This window comes from Burkholderia sp. E168m22 (genome assembly GCF_001319805.1).
Lineage (GTDB): Bacteria > Pseudomonadota > Gammaproteobacteria > Burkholderiales > Burkholderiaceae > Burkholderia > Burkholderia orbicola.
Window position 1 is genome coordinate 144,577 of record NZ_BBSK01000022.1, and the last position, 15,140, is coordinate 159,716.

Annotated in this window: 12 protein-coding genes and 2 tRNA genes; 6 read left to right on the forward strand and 8 right to left on the reverse strand. The window is 66.4% G+C overall.

Annotated features, from left to right (window positions below):
- Positions 1-269: 269 nt before the first annotated feature.
- From AP428_RS07170 to tig, 6 genes are all read right to left on the reverse strand, one after another.
- A tRNA-Asp gene (locus AP428_RS07170) sits at positions 270-346 on the reverse strand.
- Positions 347-369: 23 nt separating this feature from the next.
- Positions 370-445, reverse strand: a tRNA-Val gene (locus AP428_RS07175).
- A gap of 206 nt (positions 446-651) precedes the next feature.
- The gene (gene lon, locus AP428_RS07180; RefSeq protein WP_011549610.1) at positions 652-3,075 is read right to left on the reverse strand and encodes an endopeptidase La; all 2,424 of its coding nucleotides are present in this window, start codon (positions 3,073-3,075) and stop codon (positions 652-654) included.
- A 197-nt stretch (positions 3,076-3,272) separates the two neighbouring features.
- A complete protein-coding gene (gene clpX, locus AP428_RS07185) occupies positions 3,273-4,544 on the reverse strand; it encodes an ATP-dependent Clp protease ATP-binding subunit ClpX (protein WP_006489345.1) in 1,272 nt (423 codons plus the stop codon).
- Between the two features lie 164 nt (positions 4,545-4,708).
- Positions 4,709-5,362 (reverse strand): ATP-dependent Clp endopeptidase proteolytic subunit ClpP, encoded by a 654-nt coding sequence (clpP, locus tag AP428_RS07190; RefSeq protein WP_006496351.1) that lies wholly within the window; start codon positions 5,360-5,362, stop codon positions 4,709-4,711.
- A 140-nt stretch (positions 5,363-5,502) separates the two neighbouring features.
- Positions 5,503-6,849 carry a trigger factor gene (tig, locus tag AP428_RS07195; protein WP_011549609.1) on the reverse strand — a complete coding sequence of 449 codons (1,347 nt, stop codon included), beginning with the start codon at positions 6,847-6,849 and terminating at the stop codon, positions 5,503-5,505.
- A 391-nt stretch (positions 6,850-7,240) separates the two neighbouring features.
- On the opposite strand from tig, the gene AP428_RS07200 reads away from it, so the two are divergent.
- Together AP428_RS07200 and AP428_RS07205 are read left to right on the forward strand one after the other, a co-directional pair.
- Complete coding sequence (locus AP428_RS07200; protein ID WP_011549608.1) at positions 7,241-8,386, forward strand: glycerate kinase; 1,146 nt, start codon at positions 7,241-7,243, stop codon at positions 8,384-8,386.
- A gap of 62 nt (positions 8,387-8,448) precedes the next feature.
- Positions 8,449-8,898, forward strand: coding sequence for a MarR family winged helix-turn-helix transcriptional regulator (locus tag AP428_RS07205; RefSeq protein WP_006478574.1), 450 nt, complete (start codon positions 8,449-8,451; stop codon positions 8,896-8,898).
- A 188-nt stretch (positions 8,899-9,086) separates the two neighbouring features.
- Here AP428_RS07205 and AP428_RS07210 read toward each other — a convergent pair whose 3' ends face one another.
- Together AP428_RS07210 and AP428_RS07215 are read right to left on the reverse strand one after the other, a co-directional pair.
- Positions 9,087-10,085: a 2-dehydropantoate 2-reductase gene (locus AP428_RS07210; RefSeq protein ID WP_054927911.1), complete on the reverse strand. Its 999-nt coding sequence runs from the start codon at positions 10,083-10,085 to the stop codon at positions 9,087-9,089.
- Positions 10,086-10,198: 113 nt separating this feature from the next.
- Positions 10,199-11,344, reverse strand: a complete 1,146-nt coding sequence (locus AP428_RS07215) for a helix-turn-helix transcriptional regulator (RefSeq protein WP_054927912.1) — start codon at positions 11,342-11,344, stop codon at positions 10,199-10,201.
- A 132-nt stretch (positions 11,345-11,476) separates the two neighbouring features.
- Here AP428_RS07215 and AP428_RS07220 point away from each other — a divergent pair, with 132 nt between their 5' ends.
- The 4 genes from AP428_RS07220 to AP428_RS07235 are packed head-to-tail and all read left to right on the forward strand — an operon-like array spanning position 11,477 to position 15,047.
- The gene (locus tag AP428_RS07220) at positions 11,477-11,650 is read left to right on the forward strand and encodes a hypothetical protein (RefSeq protein ID WP_231691689.1); all 174 of its coding nucleotides are present in this window, start codon (positions 11,477-11,479) and stop codon (positions 11,648-11,650) included.
- On the forward strand, positions 11,647-12,693 hold the full coding sequence (locus tag AP428_RS07225) for a porin (protein WP_054927914.1): 1,047 nt from the start codon (positions 11,647-11,649) through the stop codon (positions 12,691-12,693). Before AP428_RS07220 ends, AP428_RS07225 begins: the two co-directional genes overlap by 4 nt.
- A 21-nt stretch (positions 12,694-12,714) precedes the next feature.
- Complete coding sequence (locus AP428_RS07230; protein ID WP_054927915.1) at positions 12,715-13,923, forward strand: MFS transporter; 1,209 nt, start codon at positions 12,715-12,717, stop codon at positions 13,921-13,923.
- A 14-nt stretch (positions 13,924-13,937) separates the two neighbouring features.
- A complete protein-coding gene (locus AP428_RS07235) occupies positions 13,938-15,047 on the forward strand; it encodes a class II histone deacetylase (RefSeq protein WP_054927916.1) in 1,110 nt (369 codons plus the stop codon).
- Positions 15,048-15,140: the final 93 nt, after the last annotated feature.

The window sequence follows — 15,140 nt, forward strand, 5'->3', positions numbered from 1 at the left end:
GCAGGCAATGCTGTGCTCGAGCGCGGAGTGGAATCACGACGATACAAATGAAAAAGCCCGCACAAGGCGGGCTTTTTCATTTTCTGGCGGAGTGGACGGGACTCGCCTACCTCCCGCAGGCCGCAGCTGCGCTTGCAAGCGCAGCCCTTCTCGTCCCGCCGGAAGCCGAGCAGGCGGCTTCCTCCGCTCCGCAGTTACGCGCCCGGCAGCGGGCGCAAACCGAACGCACAAACAACAATGCCCGCACAAGGCGGGCATTGTTGTTTGTTTGGCGGAGCGGACGGGACTCGAACCCGCGACCCCCGGCGTGACAGGCCGGTATTCTAACCGACTGAACTACCGCTCCTTGGTCTGGCTGAATCGGGAAACTGGTGGGTGCTGAGGGGTTCGAACCCCCGACCTACGCCTTGTAAGGGCGCCGCTCTACCAGCTGAGCTAAGCACCCGTTTCCGATTCGTTCTGACTGCGATCTGCGTTTGCGCATCAACAATCAGCGAGCCCGCAAGTTTAATTCATCCCCGATCATTTTGCCAAGCCTGCGCGTGAATTTTTTTAACCCACGCGCTCGCACGATTGTGCTGCGCATAAAAAAAACCCGCGGACATCGCCGCGGGTTTCGTGAACGACCGTCAGCAACGACGGTGCTCAGGGTCAGTGCTTGACGACTTCCGTCGAGCCGGCATCCTTCGCCGCCTCACCGACCGGCGCCGCAGCCTTCGCTTCTTCTTCCGGCGGCAGCGGCGTCGGCGAACGCTCGAGCGCGAGCTCCAGCACCTTGTCGATCCAGCGGACCGGCACGATCTCGATCGCGTTCTTCACGTTGTCCGGAATGTCCGCGAGATCCTTCACGTTCTCTTCCGGAATCAGCACGAGCTTGATGCCGCCGCGATGCGCAGCCAGCAGCTTTTCCTTCAGCCCGCCGATCGGCAGCACTTCGCCACGCAACGTGATTTCGCCCGTCATCGCGACGTCGGCCCGCACGGGAATACCCGTCAGCACCGACACCAGCGCGGTCGTCATCGCACCGCCGGCGGACGGACCGTCCTTCGGCGTCGCGCCTTCCGGCACGTGGATGTGGATGTCCTGCTTCTCGAACGCTTCGTCCTTGATGCCGAGACGACGCGAACGCGAGCGCACGACCGAACGCGCAGCCTCGACCGACTCCTTCATCACGTCGCCGAGCGAACCCGTACGGATCACGTTGCCCTTGCCTGGCATCACCGCGGCTTCGATCGTCAGCAGGTCGCCGCCGACTTCCGTCCACGCGAGGCCCGTCACCTGACCGACCTGGTTTTCCTTCGCCGCGAGGCCGAAGTCGTACTTGCGCACGCCGAGGAACGTGTCGAGGTTCTCGCCATCGACCTTGATCGCGCCCGATGCCTTCTTCAACAGCAGCATCTTCACGACCTTGCGGCAGATCTTCGACACTTCCCGCTCGAGCGAACGCACACCGGCTTCGCGCGTGTAGTAGCGGATGATGTCGCGGATCGCCTGCTCGGTGACCTCGATCTCGCCGTCCTTCAGCCCGTTGTTCTTCTTCTGCTTCGGCAGCAGGTAACGCTGGGCAATGCTGACCTTCTCGTCTTCCGTGTAGCCCGACAGACGGATCACTTCCATCCGGTCGAGCAGCGGCGGCGGGATGTTCAGCGAGTTCGACGTCGCGACGAACATCACGTCCGACAGGTCGAAGTCGACTTCGATGTAGTGGTCGGCGAACGTGTGGTTCTGTTCCGGATCGAGCACTTCGAGCAGCGCCGACGACGGATCGCCGCGGAAATCCATGCCCATCTTGTCGACTTCGTCGAGCAGGAAGAGCGGATTGCGCACGCCGACCTTCGCGAGGCTTTGCAGGATCTTGCCCGGCATCGAACCGATGTACGTACGGCGGTGACCGCGGATCTCGGCTTCGTCACGCACGCCGCCGAGCGCCATGCGGACGAACTTGCGGTTCGTCGCACGGGCGATCGACTGGCCGAGCGAGGTCTTGCCGACACCCGGAGGCCCGACGAGGCACAGGATCGGCGCCTTGACCTTGTCCACGCGCTGTTGCACCGCGAGATACTCGAGGATCCGTTCCTTGACCTTCTCGAGGCCGAAGTGATCCTCGTCGAGCACCTGCTCGGCGTTCGACAGGTCGTTGTTGACCTTGCTCTTCTTGCGCCACGGCAGGCCGATCAGCGTGTCGATGTAGTTGCGCACGACGGTCGCTTCCGCCGACATCGGCGACATCAGCTTCAGCTTCTTCAGCTCGGCGTCGGCCTTCTTCTTGGCTTCCTTCGGCATGCGCGCGGCGTTGATGCGCTTCTCGAGTTCCTCGAGATCCGCACCCTCCTCGCCTTCGCCCAGTTCCTTCTGGATCGCCTTGACCTGTTCGTTCAGGTAGTACTCGCGCTGGCTCTTTTCCATCTGGCGCTTCACGCGCCCGCGGATGCGCTTTTCGACCTGCAGGATGTCGATCTCGGCTTCGAGCTGCGCGAGCAGGTGCTCGAGGCGCTCGATGACCGGGAACATCTCGAGGATGTGCTGCTTCTGGTCGAGCTTCAGCGGCAGGCGCTCGGCGATCATGTCGGCGAGACGGCCTGCTTCATCGATGCCCGACAGCGACGTAAGAATTTCCGGCGGGATCTTCTTGTTCAGCTTCACGTACTGGTCGAACTGCGACACGATCGCACGGCGCAGCGCTTCCGTTTCGGCGCTATCCGCATGATCGGGCTCGAGCGGCATCACTTCGCAGGAGAACTGCGTCTCCTGTTCTTCGATGGACAATGCCTTCGCGCGCTGCAGGCCCTCGACGAGCACCTTCACGGTGCCGTCCGGCAGCTTCAGCATCTGCAGAATGTTGGCGATACAACCGACCTCGTACATGTCCTTTTCGGTCGGTTCGTCCTTGGCCGCGGTTTTCTGGGCGACGAGCATGATGTGCTTGCCGCCTTCCATCGCTGCTTCGAGGGCCTTGATCGATTTCGGCCGGCCCACGAAGAGCGGAATGACCATGTGCGGGAAAACGACGACGTCCCGCAGCGGCAGCAGCGGGAGCGTGATGCGTTCCGGCGGGAGAAGTTGGGTGCCTGACATTTCATTTCCCCATGAGTGGAATCAATTGTTCGGTAATTGAGGCCGCCACAACGAATTGCAAGCCTTCAAGTGCGGGAAATATTCGGTAAGAAAGTAACCACCGCGTGTCGAGTCAGAGTTACCCACAAGATAAACGAAAAAAAGCCGCCCACGGACTCATGAACGGCCTTTTTCGCTGAACATCGTCGGCAAGCCGGTCAGTTCGAACCCGCCACCTTCGGCGTGTCCTCGTAGATCAGCAAGGGCTTGCCGTCCCCATCGATGACGTTCTCGTCGATGATGACCTTGCTGACCCCTTTCATCGTCGGCAGCTCGTACATCACGTCGAGCAATGCCTGTTCGATGATCGAACGCAAACCGCGCGCGCCGGTCTTGCGGCGGATCGCCTTGCGGGCGACTGCCTGCAACGCGCCCGGCCGGATCTCCAGCTCGACGCGCTCCATCGCGAACAGCTTGTGATACTGCTTGACGAGCGCATTCTTCGGCTCGACCAGGATCTTCATCAGCGCAGCTTCGTCGAGCTTGCCGAGCGTCGCGACCACCGGCAGACGGCCGATCAATTCGGGGATCAGACCGAATTTGATCAGGTCTTCCGGTTCCGTTTCGCGCAGCACCTCGCCCGCGTCGCGTTCCTGCTTGCTCTTGACCGTCGCGCCGAAACCGATGCCGGTCTTCTCGGTACGATCGGTGATCACCTTTTCGAGGCCGTCGAACGCGCCGCCGCAGATGAACAGGATGTTGGTCGTGTCGACCTGGATGAAATCCTGGTTCGGGTGCTTGCGGCCGCCCTGCGGCGGCACCGACGCCATCGTGCCCTCGACGAGCTTCAGCAGCGCCTGCTGGACGCCCTCGCCCGACACGTCGCGCGTGATCGACGGGTTGTCCGACTTGCGGCTGATCTTGTCGATTTCGTCGATGTAGACGATCCCGCGCTGGGCCTTGTCGACCTCGTAGTTGCAGTTCTGCAACAGCTTCTGGATGATGTTCTCGACGTCCTCGCCGACGTAGCCGGCTTCGGTCAGCGTCGTCGCGTCGGCGATCACGAACGGCACGTTGAGCAACCGCGCGAGCGTCTGCGCGAGCAGCGTCTTGCCGGAGCCCGTCGGGCCGATCAGCAGGATGTTGCTCTTCGACAGCTCGACGTCGTCCTTCTTGTCGAGATGCTTCAGGCGCTTGTAGTGGTTGTACACGGCCACCGCGAGGATTTTCTTCGCGCGCTCCTGGCCGATCACGTACTGATCGAGGATGTCGCGAATTTCCTGCGGGCTCGGCAGATCCGACCGGGACAGGCTGGCCTCGACGCCGGCGGCAGCCGCCTCGTCGCGAATGATTTCGTTGCAGAGGTCGATACATTCATCGCAGATGAACACCGACGGGCCCGCGATGAGTTTTTTCACCTCATGCTGGCTTTTCCCGCAAAACGAGCAATACAACAGCTTCTCGCTGTTCGAACCTTTTTTGTCCGCCATGAATGTAGAGCCTCCGGACAGGTAAATGACATGATACGCCGATTGCTCCGGACGCCGCGCCTAGGGCGCGACCGGAGCCGGCTGGATGCGCTTGCCGCAGATGCTCAGGGCACTCGGGACGTTTGAGGGCGCCGGCCCGAATCGGGGCGGCACCCCGTTTAAACTCACGGGCGCTTCAACAACACCTGGTCGATCAGCCCGTACGCCTTCGCGTCCTCGCTCGACATGAAGTTATCACGGTCGGTGTCGCGCGCGATGCGTTCGACGTCCTGGCCCGTGTGTTGCGCGAGCAGGTTGTTCAGCCGTTCCTTCAGGTAGAGGATCTCGCGTGCCTGGATCTCGATGTCGGATGCCTGGCCGCGCGCGCCGCCGAGCGGCTGGTGAATCATCACGCGCGAATTCGGCAGCGCGAAGCGCTTGCCCTTCGCACCCGACGCGAGCAGGAACGCGCCCATGCTGGCCGCGAGGCCCATGCACAGGGTCGACACGTCCGGCTTGATGAACTGCATCGTGTCGTAGATCGCCATCCCGGCCGACACCGAGCCGCCCGGGCTGTTGATGTAGAGGCTGATGTCCTTGTCGGGATTCTCGCTCTCGAGGAACAGCAATTGCGCGACCACGAGGTTGGCGGTCTGGTCGTTCACTTCGCCGACCATGAACACCAGGCGCTCCTTCAGGAGACGCGAATAGATATCGTACGAACGCTCGCCGCGGCCGCTCGTTTCGACGACGATCGGCACCAGCCCCAGCGCTTGCGCCTCGAAACCCTGCGGCGCGTTCGAAGCAAGCATGTCCAGCAATTCAGCGCGAGTGATCATTCAATGAACCTTGTTCGAATGGAAAATTGAACGGAAGGAAGCCGCCCGCTCAATCGCCATATTAATGGCAACCGTGCGCTTGACGTAAAAACGGCGTGCGGGCCGTCGCTCCGACAGCCGGCACGCCGCTAGAGCGACACTTACGCTTGCGCCGATGCGCTCGCGAGTGCCTCGAAGCTCACTTCCTTGTCCGTCACCTTGGCCTTGCCCAGCACGAAATCGACGACGTTGCTTTCAACGACGAACGCTTCCATCTCGGCGAGGCGCTGCTGGTTGGAATAATACCAGCGGACCACTTCCTTCGGGTCTTCGTAGCTCTTCGCGAACTCGTCGACTTCCGCGCGGATCTGTTCCGGCTTCGCTTCGAGGCCGTTCGCCTTCACGAGTTCAGCTAGCACGAGGCCCAGCTTCACGCGGCGCTCTGCCTGCTCGGCGAACATTTCGGCCGGGATCGGGGCGTCCTTCGCGTTCGGCACGCCGCGCTGCGCCAGATCCTGGCGAGCCATTTCGACGAGACGTTGCTGGTCCTGCTCGATCAGCGCCTTCGGCACGTCGAGTTCGGAAATCTTCAGCAGCGCGTCCATCACCTGGTTCTTGACGATCGACTGCGTGCGACGCTTCGCTTCGCGCTCGAGGTTTTCCTTGATCTCGGCACGCATCTTCGTGAGGTCGCCGTCTTCGATGCCGAGCGACTTCGCGAATTCCGCGTCGATTTCCGGCAGGTGCGGCCACTCGATCTTCTTCATCGTGACCGTGAACTGCGCCGTTTTGCCGGCGACGTCCTTGCCGTGGTAGTCATCCGGGAACTTGAGGTCGAACGTACGCTGTTCGCCGACCTTCAGGCCCAGCGCCGCCGTTTCGAATTCCGGCAGCATGCGGCCTTCGCCGAGCACGAACGGGAAATCTTCGGCCGTGCCGCCCTGGAACGCGACGTCCTCGATCTTGCCGACGAAGTCGACCGTCACGCGGTCGCCGTTCTTCGCTGCGGTGTCCGCGCCGCCGTCGCCGTGCTCGCCGGCTTCGCCGCGTGCGTGGTAGTGCACGCGCTGCTTGCGCAGGATGTCCAGCGTGCGGTCGATTTCGGCGTCGCCGATCGACGTGGTCGAGCGCTCGACTTCAGCCGTCGCCAGATCGCCGATCTTCACTTCCGGGTAGACCTCGAACGTCGCGTCGAACGCGTACGCGTCCTCGGCTTGCTCCTGCTTCGGCTCGAAGCTCGGCTGGCCGGCGACGCGCAGGTTCTCCGCGCGGCTGACCGTGAAGAATTCCTGGCCGATCTTGTCGCTCAGCACTTCGGCTTCGACCTGACCCGCGTATTGCTGGGCGACCATCTTCAGCGGCACCTTGCCCGGGCGGAAACCCGGCATGCGCACGGTCTTCGCGAGTTTCTGGATGCGGGCATCGATTTCCTTCTGCACGGTGTCTTTCGGCAAAGAAATCGTCACACGGCGTTCAAGCTTGCCGAGGTTCTCAACAACGTTAGCCATGGCTTCAATCGTCCTAAAATTATTCGAGCGAATCGGGTTTTCCTTGCCGTGCCTGCCTGCAGCGTGAGGTGCGCACACTCACACGCCGCGCCGGAGCGCCACGCCATCCCTGCACGCGCCGGATGGCTAGCGCAAGCGGCTCGGAGCACGGCTTTGGCCGGAAGAATCGACTATTCTAGCAAACAATTTTCCTCGTACCGCCAGATCAGCACGACACGCATGTGTCCCCGCCCTGCCGACGGCCCGATGCACGGCCATGCGCGCGGATCGCGGCTATGCCGAACGGCGTATCCACCCCGGGCCCGCCATCCTGTAAGCTCCGATAGCGTATGAGCCACCCTCGTGGCTCGACCACTTATTCTTCACACCAATCACGCCTTCCGGAGACACCATGCCGCACCACCCGTCCGCGCCTGTCGTCGTCATCGCGCCCGATTCGTTCAAAGGCTCGCTTTCCGCCGAGCAGGTCGCGGACGCGATCGCCACCGGCATTCGCCGCGCCCGGCCCGACGCGGTCGTGCGGTGCTGCCCGATGGCGGACGGCGGCGAAGGCACGCTCGACGCGATGCTGGCGGGCGGCGGCACGCGGCGCACGTTGCGGGTGGCCGGCGCGTCGCTGGCGGCACGCGATGCGGCGGTCGGCGTGATCGATGCGCGCACCGCGATCGTCGAGACGGCCGAGATCGTCGGGATTACCGACCCGGTCGGCATGAGCGTGCCGGTCGACGCGCGCAGCACGCGCGGGATGGGCGAGGCGATCCGCGCGCTGCTCGACGACGGCGTGCGCCGCTTCTTCGTCGCGCTCGGCGGCAGCAGCACCAACGACGCCGGTGCCGGGCTGCTCGCGGGCCTCGGCCTGCAGTGCTTCGACGCCGACGGCCAGCCGGTCGAGCCGGTGCCGTCGCGGCTCGCCGACATCGCGCGCATCGACGCGTCGGGGCTCGACCCGCGCCTGAAGGAAACGGAATTCGTCGGCATGTCCGACGTCGACAATCCGCTGACGGGCGCGCATGGCGCGACCGCCGTGTTCGGCCCGCAAAAGGGCGTGACGGCCGCACAGGTCGCGACGCTCGATGCGGCCCTCGCCCGCTTCGCCGACCTGCTCGAAGCCGCACTCGACCGCCGCGGCCGCGAGCTGCCGGGCGCAGGCGCCGCCGGCGGCCTCGGTTTCGCGCTGCACATGCTCGGCGCACGCTTCGAGGCCGGTGCCGAAGTAGTGGCGCGCCAGGTCGGGCTCGACGCCGCACTGGCCGGCGCCGAGTGGCTGATCACCGGCGAAGGCCGCTCGGACGTGCAGACGCTGCACGGCAAGGCGCCGTTCATCGCCTGCCGGCACGCGCGGGCCGCCGGTGTGAGCGCGTCGCTGCTGTCCGGCGCGATCGACCCGGCCGCGCTGCCGCGCCTGTCCGAGCATTTCTCCGGCTGCTTTTCGCCGGCTCCCGGGCCGATCACGCTCGACGTCGCGATCCGCGACGCGGCCAACCTGCTCGCGAACGAAGCAGAACAGTTGACACGCCTGAAGTACGGTGCACACTGACCGTTGACCCGAGCGCGCGATACAGGAACAATCGGGCCCGCCCTTTTTCTTCAGGATTCGACATGAAAGGCCGTCAAGCCGGGCTCGATCAGTTTCTAACCTATCGCCTCCATGCGCTCACGAAGCGCTCCGACCGCGGGATCGGCGAGGTGTACCGGCACAAGCTCGACATCTCGCTGCCCGAGGCGCGCGTGATCGCCGCCGTCGGCGCATTCGGCCCGTTCTCGATCATGGATCTCGCGCGCCATACCAATCTCGACAAAAGTCAGGCCAGTCGCGCAGCCGAAGCGCTGCTGCGCCAGGGGCTGCTCGAGCGCAGCGCGAGCGACGAAGACGGCCGGATCGTGCTGATCGCACTGACCACCGACGGCCGCGCGCTGCATCGCAAGATCATGCCGATCGTGCGCAAGTGGAACGACGGCTTGCTCGCGTGCCTGTCCGACAGCGAACGCCAGACGTTCGAGCGGCTGCTCGACAAGGTGGTCGCGCACGCAACCGAGCGCGACGACTGAGCCGCGCGTCGGCCCCGGCATCGCCGGACGGCCGAGTGTCGCGGGCAGCATTGATCCGACGAATCAGACGGGTCGCCCGAGTCGCGTCACGCGCGATTCGGGCGACCCGTTTTGCATCATGCGGCGGCATCGCGTGAAGCACGCACCGCCGCGTTGCCGGCTGCGCGTATGCGGCAGCCGGCAACGCGCTACAACCCGCTGTTCGCCGCGCGCTGACGCAATAGTCCGAGCACCGCGTCGCAGTACGGGGTCGGCACGCCAAGCTTGCGGCCGAGCTCCGGAAACACGCCGAGGATCGGCCCGATCTCGAGCGAGCGCCCCGCTTCGAAATCCTGCAGCATCGATGTCTTGAATGCGCCGAGCTTGCGCGTGACCGCGATCCGCTCGGGGCCGCTCATTCCCGTGGATAGCCCGAGCTTCGCGCCGATCGCAGCCGCCTCCTCCATCATCCGCAGTGCGAGATCCTGTGTGAACGGATCGTCGAGCAACTGTTCGGCCGTCGAACCGGTCAGCGCGCTCAGCGGGTTCATGTTCATGTTGCCCCATAGCTTCGTCCAGATCTCGGCCCGGATCGCGGGCGTCGACTCGACGTCGAAACCGCCGGCCGCGAGCGCCGCGGCGAACCGCGCGGTGGCCACCTCGAGCCGCGGATCGGGCGTGCCGACGATCAGCCGGTTGCCGCGCCCGCGACGCACGACGCCCGGCGCATCGGTACTCGACGACAGGTGCACGACGCAGCCGATCGCCTGCGCGGGCGGCAATGCGGCCGACACCGCGCCGGCCGGATCGACCGCATCGAGCGGCACGCCGTCGATCGCCCCTTCCAGCCCGTGCGTGAACCACCACGGCAGCCCGTTCATCGCCGCGACGATCACCGTATCGGGGCCGACCAGCGGCGCGATGCGCGCGGCCAGCGCCGGCAGCGCCTGCGCCTTCAGCGCGATCACCACGTAGTCCTGCACGCCGAGCGCGGCCGCATCGTCGCTTGCCCGCACCGGCACCGACGAGGTTGCACCCGCCTCGTCGATCACGCGCACGCCGTGCGTATTCAGCGCGTCGAGCGTCGTGCCGCGTGCGTACGCGCTCACGGTCATGCCGGCTCTCGACAGCGCGGCCGCGAGCAATCCGCCGATCGCGCCGACGCCGACCACCGCCGCGCGCACCGACCCTGAATTCGTGTCGTTCATGATGGCATTCCGTCTCCTGGAAGCTGACGAGCATAACGCTCAATGGTTGCGGACACAACCAATCCGGCAACGCAGTGCGCATCGCGCCGCATCCGTTCGTGCGTTCGTGGGCGTCAGCGCGGCATGCCGCCGGCTTCCATCGCCTCGTCGTCGGACGCGCCGCCCGTCGCGCCCAGCACGCCGGCGATCTGGCTCTTGTCGTGCATGCCGAGCTTGCGGTACGCGCAGCGCAGGTAGTGACGCACGGTCGTCGGCGAGATTGCCATCTGCTGCGCGACCTCCTTGTGCGAACGCCCGGCGCCGTAATAGCGGATCGCCGCAAGTTCGCGCGGGCTCAGCCGGTCGAGCAGCGAGCGCGGCCGCGCCTCGATCTGGAACAGCCCCGCAACCGGCACGCACTGGATGCGCAGCGCGTCGCCGACGAACGGCTGCCCCGACTGGCGCCGCAGGTGCGCGACGAGCGGCTCCGGCACGCGCGCGCCGGCCCACGACGGCCATTCGGTGCGCAGCACGTCGTCGAAACCGTGATCGGCATGGTGCAGCACCCCGAAGTTGTCGCACAGCGCACGCGCCGCCGGCGCGACCGTGTCGGCGCGCTCGCGCGTGAGTTGGGCCGCGCGATTGATCGTCAGCGCGGCGGCCAGATGCGGGATCACTTCCTCGAAACACCGCGCGTCGTCGTCGCTGAACGGCCGGTTCAGGCCCTGGCGATAGATCGACATGAACGTCGTCAGGCCGAAACGGCGATCGAGCGTACACACGCACATCAGCTGCGCGAGCCCGTATTTCACGCACCAGTCGCGAAACCGCGCATCGAGTCCCGGCTCGACGACCGTCAGCCGCACCGCGCGGCCGTGCGCGCCGTGCAACGTGCGGTGCGCAAGCGGATCGCAATCGCGCACGCGCTTCCAGTCGGTGAAGAACGCATGCGGCAACCGGTACAAAAAGCTGTTGTGCATCACCGGGCCGGTCGGCACATGGGTTGCGACGCCGGTCCACGCGGCATCGAACGGAATGAGCGCCTGCAGCAGCGAAAAGAACCGGCACTCGAATTCGCCGATGGCGGACTGCGCGGCCACCGCGTACAGGTCGAGCAGCATCAGCCCGAATTCGTGCCGCGGCGCGTCGCCGCGCGCGACGCCGTCGAAATCGGCACGCCGGGACGGCCGCGGCGGCCACGCGAATTCGTCGAGGACGATGGCGGCCGGCACGTCGCGCAGCGCGTCGAGATCCTGCCCGATATCCGTCGTGATCCTCACTTTCCGCTCCCCTGCCCGGTCGGGCTGCTGATATGCGCAACGACACCGGCCGATTATAGCCAGCGGCTTTTTTGGCGGGCCACGGCGCCGGAACGCTCGCCAACCCCATCCATTTGAACGGTGCGCCGCACGTTGCTGCTGCGCAGCACGGTGCACGGCGTCATCGCGCCGCGTTCATGCCGGGCACCGCGGGTTTTCCGCACCGTTCATCTGGACGACTGTTCGACGGTTTTCCCGCTGCGGACACTGCGTCGCGACAACACCAACGACAAACCGATGCAGCACGGTATGGAGAACCCCTCGTGACGACACCCCGCTTCATCCGCACGGCCGCGGCCGCCGCGACGCTGGCCGCATGCGGCGCCGCGGCGCACGCGCAGTCCGCCCTCACGCTGTACGGCGCGCTCGACGCCGGCGTGCAATACCTGACGCACGCCGACGGGCATCGTTCGGCCGTGCGGTTGCAGAACTACGGCATCCTGCCTTCACAGGTCGGAATCAAGGGTCACGAGGATCTCGGCGGCGGCTGGCGCGCGCTGTTCAAGCTCGAACAGGGCCTCAACCTCAACGACGGCACCGCGACCGTGCCCGGCTACGCGTTCTTTCGCGGCGCATACGTGGGCATCGCGGGGCCGGTCGGCACCGTCACGCTCGGCCGCCAGTTCAGCGTGCTGTTCGACAAGACGCTGTTCTACGACCCGCTCTGGTACGGGTCGTACAGCGGCCAGGGCGTGCTCGTGCCGATGAACGCGAACTTCATCGACCATTCGGTCAAATACCAGTCGCCGACGTTCGCCGGCTTCGACGTCGAGGCGCTCGCCGCGACCGCCGGCGTCGCCGGCAATACGCGCGCCGGACGCGTGCTCGAGCTCGGCGGCCAGTACACGAGCAACGGCCTGTCGGTCGGCGCGGTGCTGCACCAGGCGCACGGCGACGTATCGGCGGCCGACGACGCGTCCGCGCGGCGTCGCGAACTCGGCACGCTCGCCGCGCGCTATGCGTTCGCCACGCTGCCGCTCACCGTCTATGCAGGCGTCGAGCGCCTCACCGGCGACCTCGACGCGGCACGCACGATCGTCTGGGGCGGCGCGCGCTACCTGACGTCGAACGGAATCGGCCTGAACGCGGGCGTCTACCACACCGATTCGCACACGCCGGCGATCGGCCATCCGACGCTGTTCATCGCAAGCACCACGTATGCACTGTCGAAACGCACCGTCGCCTACGTGAACCTCGGCTATGCGCGCAACAGCGGCCAGAGTTCGCAGACCGTCTACGAATACGACCCCACGCCGCTCGCCGGCGCGTCGCAGTTCGGCGCGATGGTCGGCATGTACCACCTGTTCTGATTCCTTCAACGAGACCCCGCCATGAAGACCCTGTCCCCGGATGCCTCACTCTCACCCGACGGCCGCGCGTCGACGTTCGCGCGCTCGACGCTGGTCGCGCTCGTCGTGTTCGCGGCCATCACGCCGCTGTTGCTGCTCGTGGCGCCCGCCGTCGCCGGTCAGCTCGCGACGCAGCTCGGCTTGTCCGCGTCGCAGATCGGCACCTACTTCTTCGTGGAACTCGGTGCGTTCAGCCTCGCGACCGTGCCGTCGTACCTGTGGCTCGGCCGCATCGACGCGCGCCGCGTCGCCGCGTTCGCCGTCGCGTTGTTCGGCGCGGGCAACCTGCTGACCGCGCTGTGGATGCCGGGCTTCGCCGCGCTGCTCGCGCTACGCGCCGTCACCGCGCTCGGCGGCGGCTCGCTGATGGTGCTCTGCATGACGAGCGCGGCGACGAGCCAGAACAGCGACCGCGTGTACGGCCTGTGGGTCGTCGGCCAGTTGATCGCGGGCGCGATCGGCCTGTTCGTGTTGCCGCACGTGTTCGCCGCGTTCGGGCTGCGCGCGCTGTACGTCGCGCTCGCCGGGCTCGCGCTGCTCGCGGCGCCGCTGTCGCGCGGCTTTCCGTCGTCGCTCGGCACGCGGACGGCAGCCTCGCGCACCGCGCGCGGCGACGCGCCGCCCACGCCGCGACACTTCGTCGTGCTCGCCATCGGCGCGGTGCTGACGTTCTATCTCGCGATCGGCAGCGTGTGGACCTTCGCGAGCCGCGCGGCGGCCGAGGCTGGGCTCGACCCGCAGACGACCGGCAACGTGCTCGCGATCGCGAGCGTGATGGGGATCGCCGGCGCGGCGCTCGCGTCGTGCGCGGGCGGCCGGCTCGCGCGGCGCGCGATGCTGGCGGCCGGCTACGCGCTGCTCGCGGCATCGCTCGTCGCACTCGCCGCGATGCGTGATACCGGCGGCTACGGCGCGGCGATCTTCGCGTTCAAGTTCGCGTGGACCTTCGTGCTGCCGTTCATCCTCGCGACGGTCGCGCAGATCGACACGTCGGGCCGCCTCGTCGCGACGCTCAATTTCGTGATCGGCGCGGGGCTCGCCGCCGGCCCGCTGCTGGCCGGCCTGATGCTCGACGCCGGCGGCTCGATGCGCGCGCTGTTCGTGGCCGCGACGGCCGTCGCGATCGTGTCGTTCGCCGCGCTGCGCCACATCGATCGCCGCGCACGCTCTTCCGTTTCCTCCCAACCGTGACAGGTCACGCATCCATGAATCGCACTGCCTTCTTCACCGACGAACGCACTTTCTGGCATACCGGCGGCACGCACGCGCTGTTCTTCCCAGTCGGAGGCTGGGTCCAGCCGCCGTCGAGCGCGGGCTACGCGGAATCGCCCGATTCGAAGCGCCGCTTCCTGTCGCTCGTGCAGGCGTCGGGCCTGGCCGCGCAGCTCGACCTGCGTGGCGCCGAGCCCGCGACAACGGCCGACCTGCTGCGCATTCATCCGGCGCACTATCTCGACGCATTTCACGCGCTGAGCGACGCGAACGGCGGCGACCTCGGCGATCTCGCGCCATTCGGCAAGGGCAGCTACGAGATCGCCGCGCTGTCGGCCGGCCTCGCGATCGCGGCGGTCGATGCGGTCGTCGGCGAGCGCGCGTCGAATGCATTCTCGCTGTCGCGGCCGCCCGGCCATCACTGCCTGCGCGACCGCCCGATGGGCTTCTGCATGCTCGCGAACATCCCGGTCGCGATCGAGGCCGCGCGCGCGAAGCACGGCATCGAGCGCGTCGCGGTGATCGACTGGGACGTGCATCACGGCAACGGCACGCAGTCGATCTACTATGACGATCCCGATACGCTGACGATCTCGCTGCACCAGGATCGCTGCTTCCCGCCCGGCTACAGCGGCGCGGACGATCGCGGCGAAGGCGCGGGCCTCGGCGCGAACCTGAACGTGCCGCTGCTCGCGGGCAGCGGCGACGACGCGTACCGGTATGCGTTCGAGCGAATCGTGCTGCCGGCGCTCGCGCGTTTCCGCCCCGAGCTGATCGTCATCGCGAGCGGCCTCGATGCGAGCGCGGTCGATCCGCTCGCGCGCATGCAGCTGCATACCGACAGCTACCGGTTCATGACGCGCGCGGTGAAGGAAGCCGCGCAGCGCCATTGCGGCGGGCGGCTCGTGATCGTTCACGAAGGCGGCTATTCGGAGGCGTACGTACCGTTCTGCGGGCTCGCGATCGTCGAGGAACTGGCCGGCATCCGCACCGCGGTCGCCGATCCGATGCTCGATCTGGCGATCGCGCAGCAGCCGGGCCCGCGGTTCGTCGCGTTCCAGCGCGCACTGCTCGACGAACTGGCCGTGTCGTTCGGGTTGTAACGCGCGGGAACGGACGTGACGGGGCCGGCCCGCGCCGGCCCTTGCGCGATCCGTGCGGATGGGGTTTCCTGTGTCTTTACCCCTGTTCCGGCA

Coding starts and splice junctions, on each gene's coding strand:
- lon (WP_011549610.1), bottom strand. CDS start 3,075: ATGTCAGGCACCCAACTTCTCCCGCCGGAACGCATCACGCTCCCGCTG.
- clpX (WP_006489345.1), bottom strand. CDS start 4,544: ATGGCGGACAAAAAAGGTTCGAACAGCGAGAAGCTGTTGTATTGCTCG.
- clpP (WP_006496351.1), bottom strand. CDS start 5,362: ATGATCACTCGCGCTGAATTGCTGGACATGCTTGCTTCGAACGCGCCG.
- tig (WP_011549609.1), bottom strand. CDS start 6,849: ATGGCTAACGTTGTTGAGAACCTCGGCAAGCTTGAACGCCGTGTGACG.
- AP428_RS07200 (WP_011549608.1), top strand. CDS start 7,241: ATGCCGCACCACCCGTCCGCGCCTGTCGTCGTCATCGCGCCCGATTCG.
- AP428_RS07205 (WP_006478574.1), top strand. CDS start 8,449: ATGAAAGGCCGTCAAGCCGGGCTCGATCAGTTTCTAACCTATCGCCTC.
- AP428_RS07210 (WP_054927911.1), bottom strand. CDS start 10,085: ATGAACGACACGAATTCAGGGTCGGTGCGCGCGGCGGTGGTCGGCGTC.
- AP428_RS07230 (WP_054927915.1), top strand. CDS start 12,715: ATGAAGACCCTGTCCCCGGATGCCTCACTCTCACCCGACGGCCGCGCG.
- AP428_RS07235 (WP_054927916.1), top strand. CDS start 13,938: ATGAATCGCACTGCCTTCTTCACCGACGAACGCACTTTCTGGCATACC.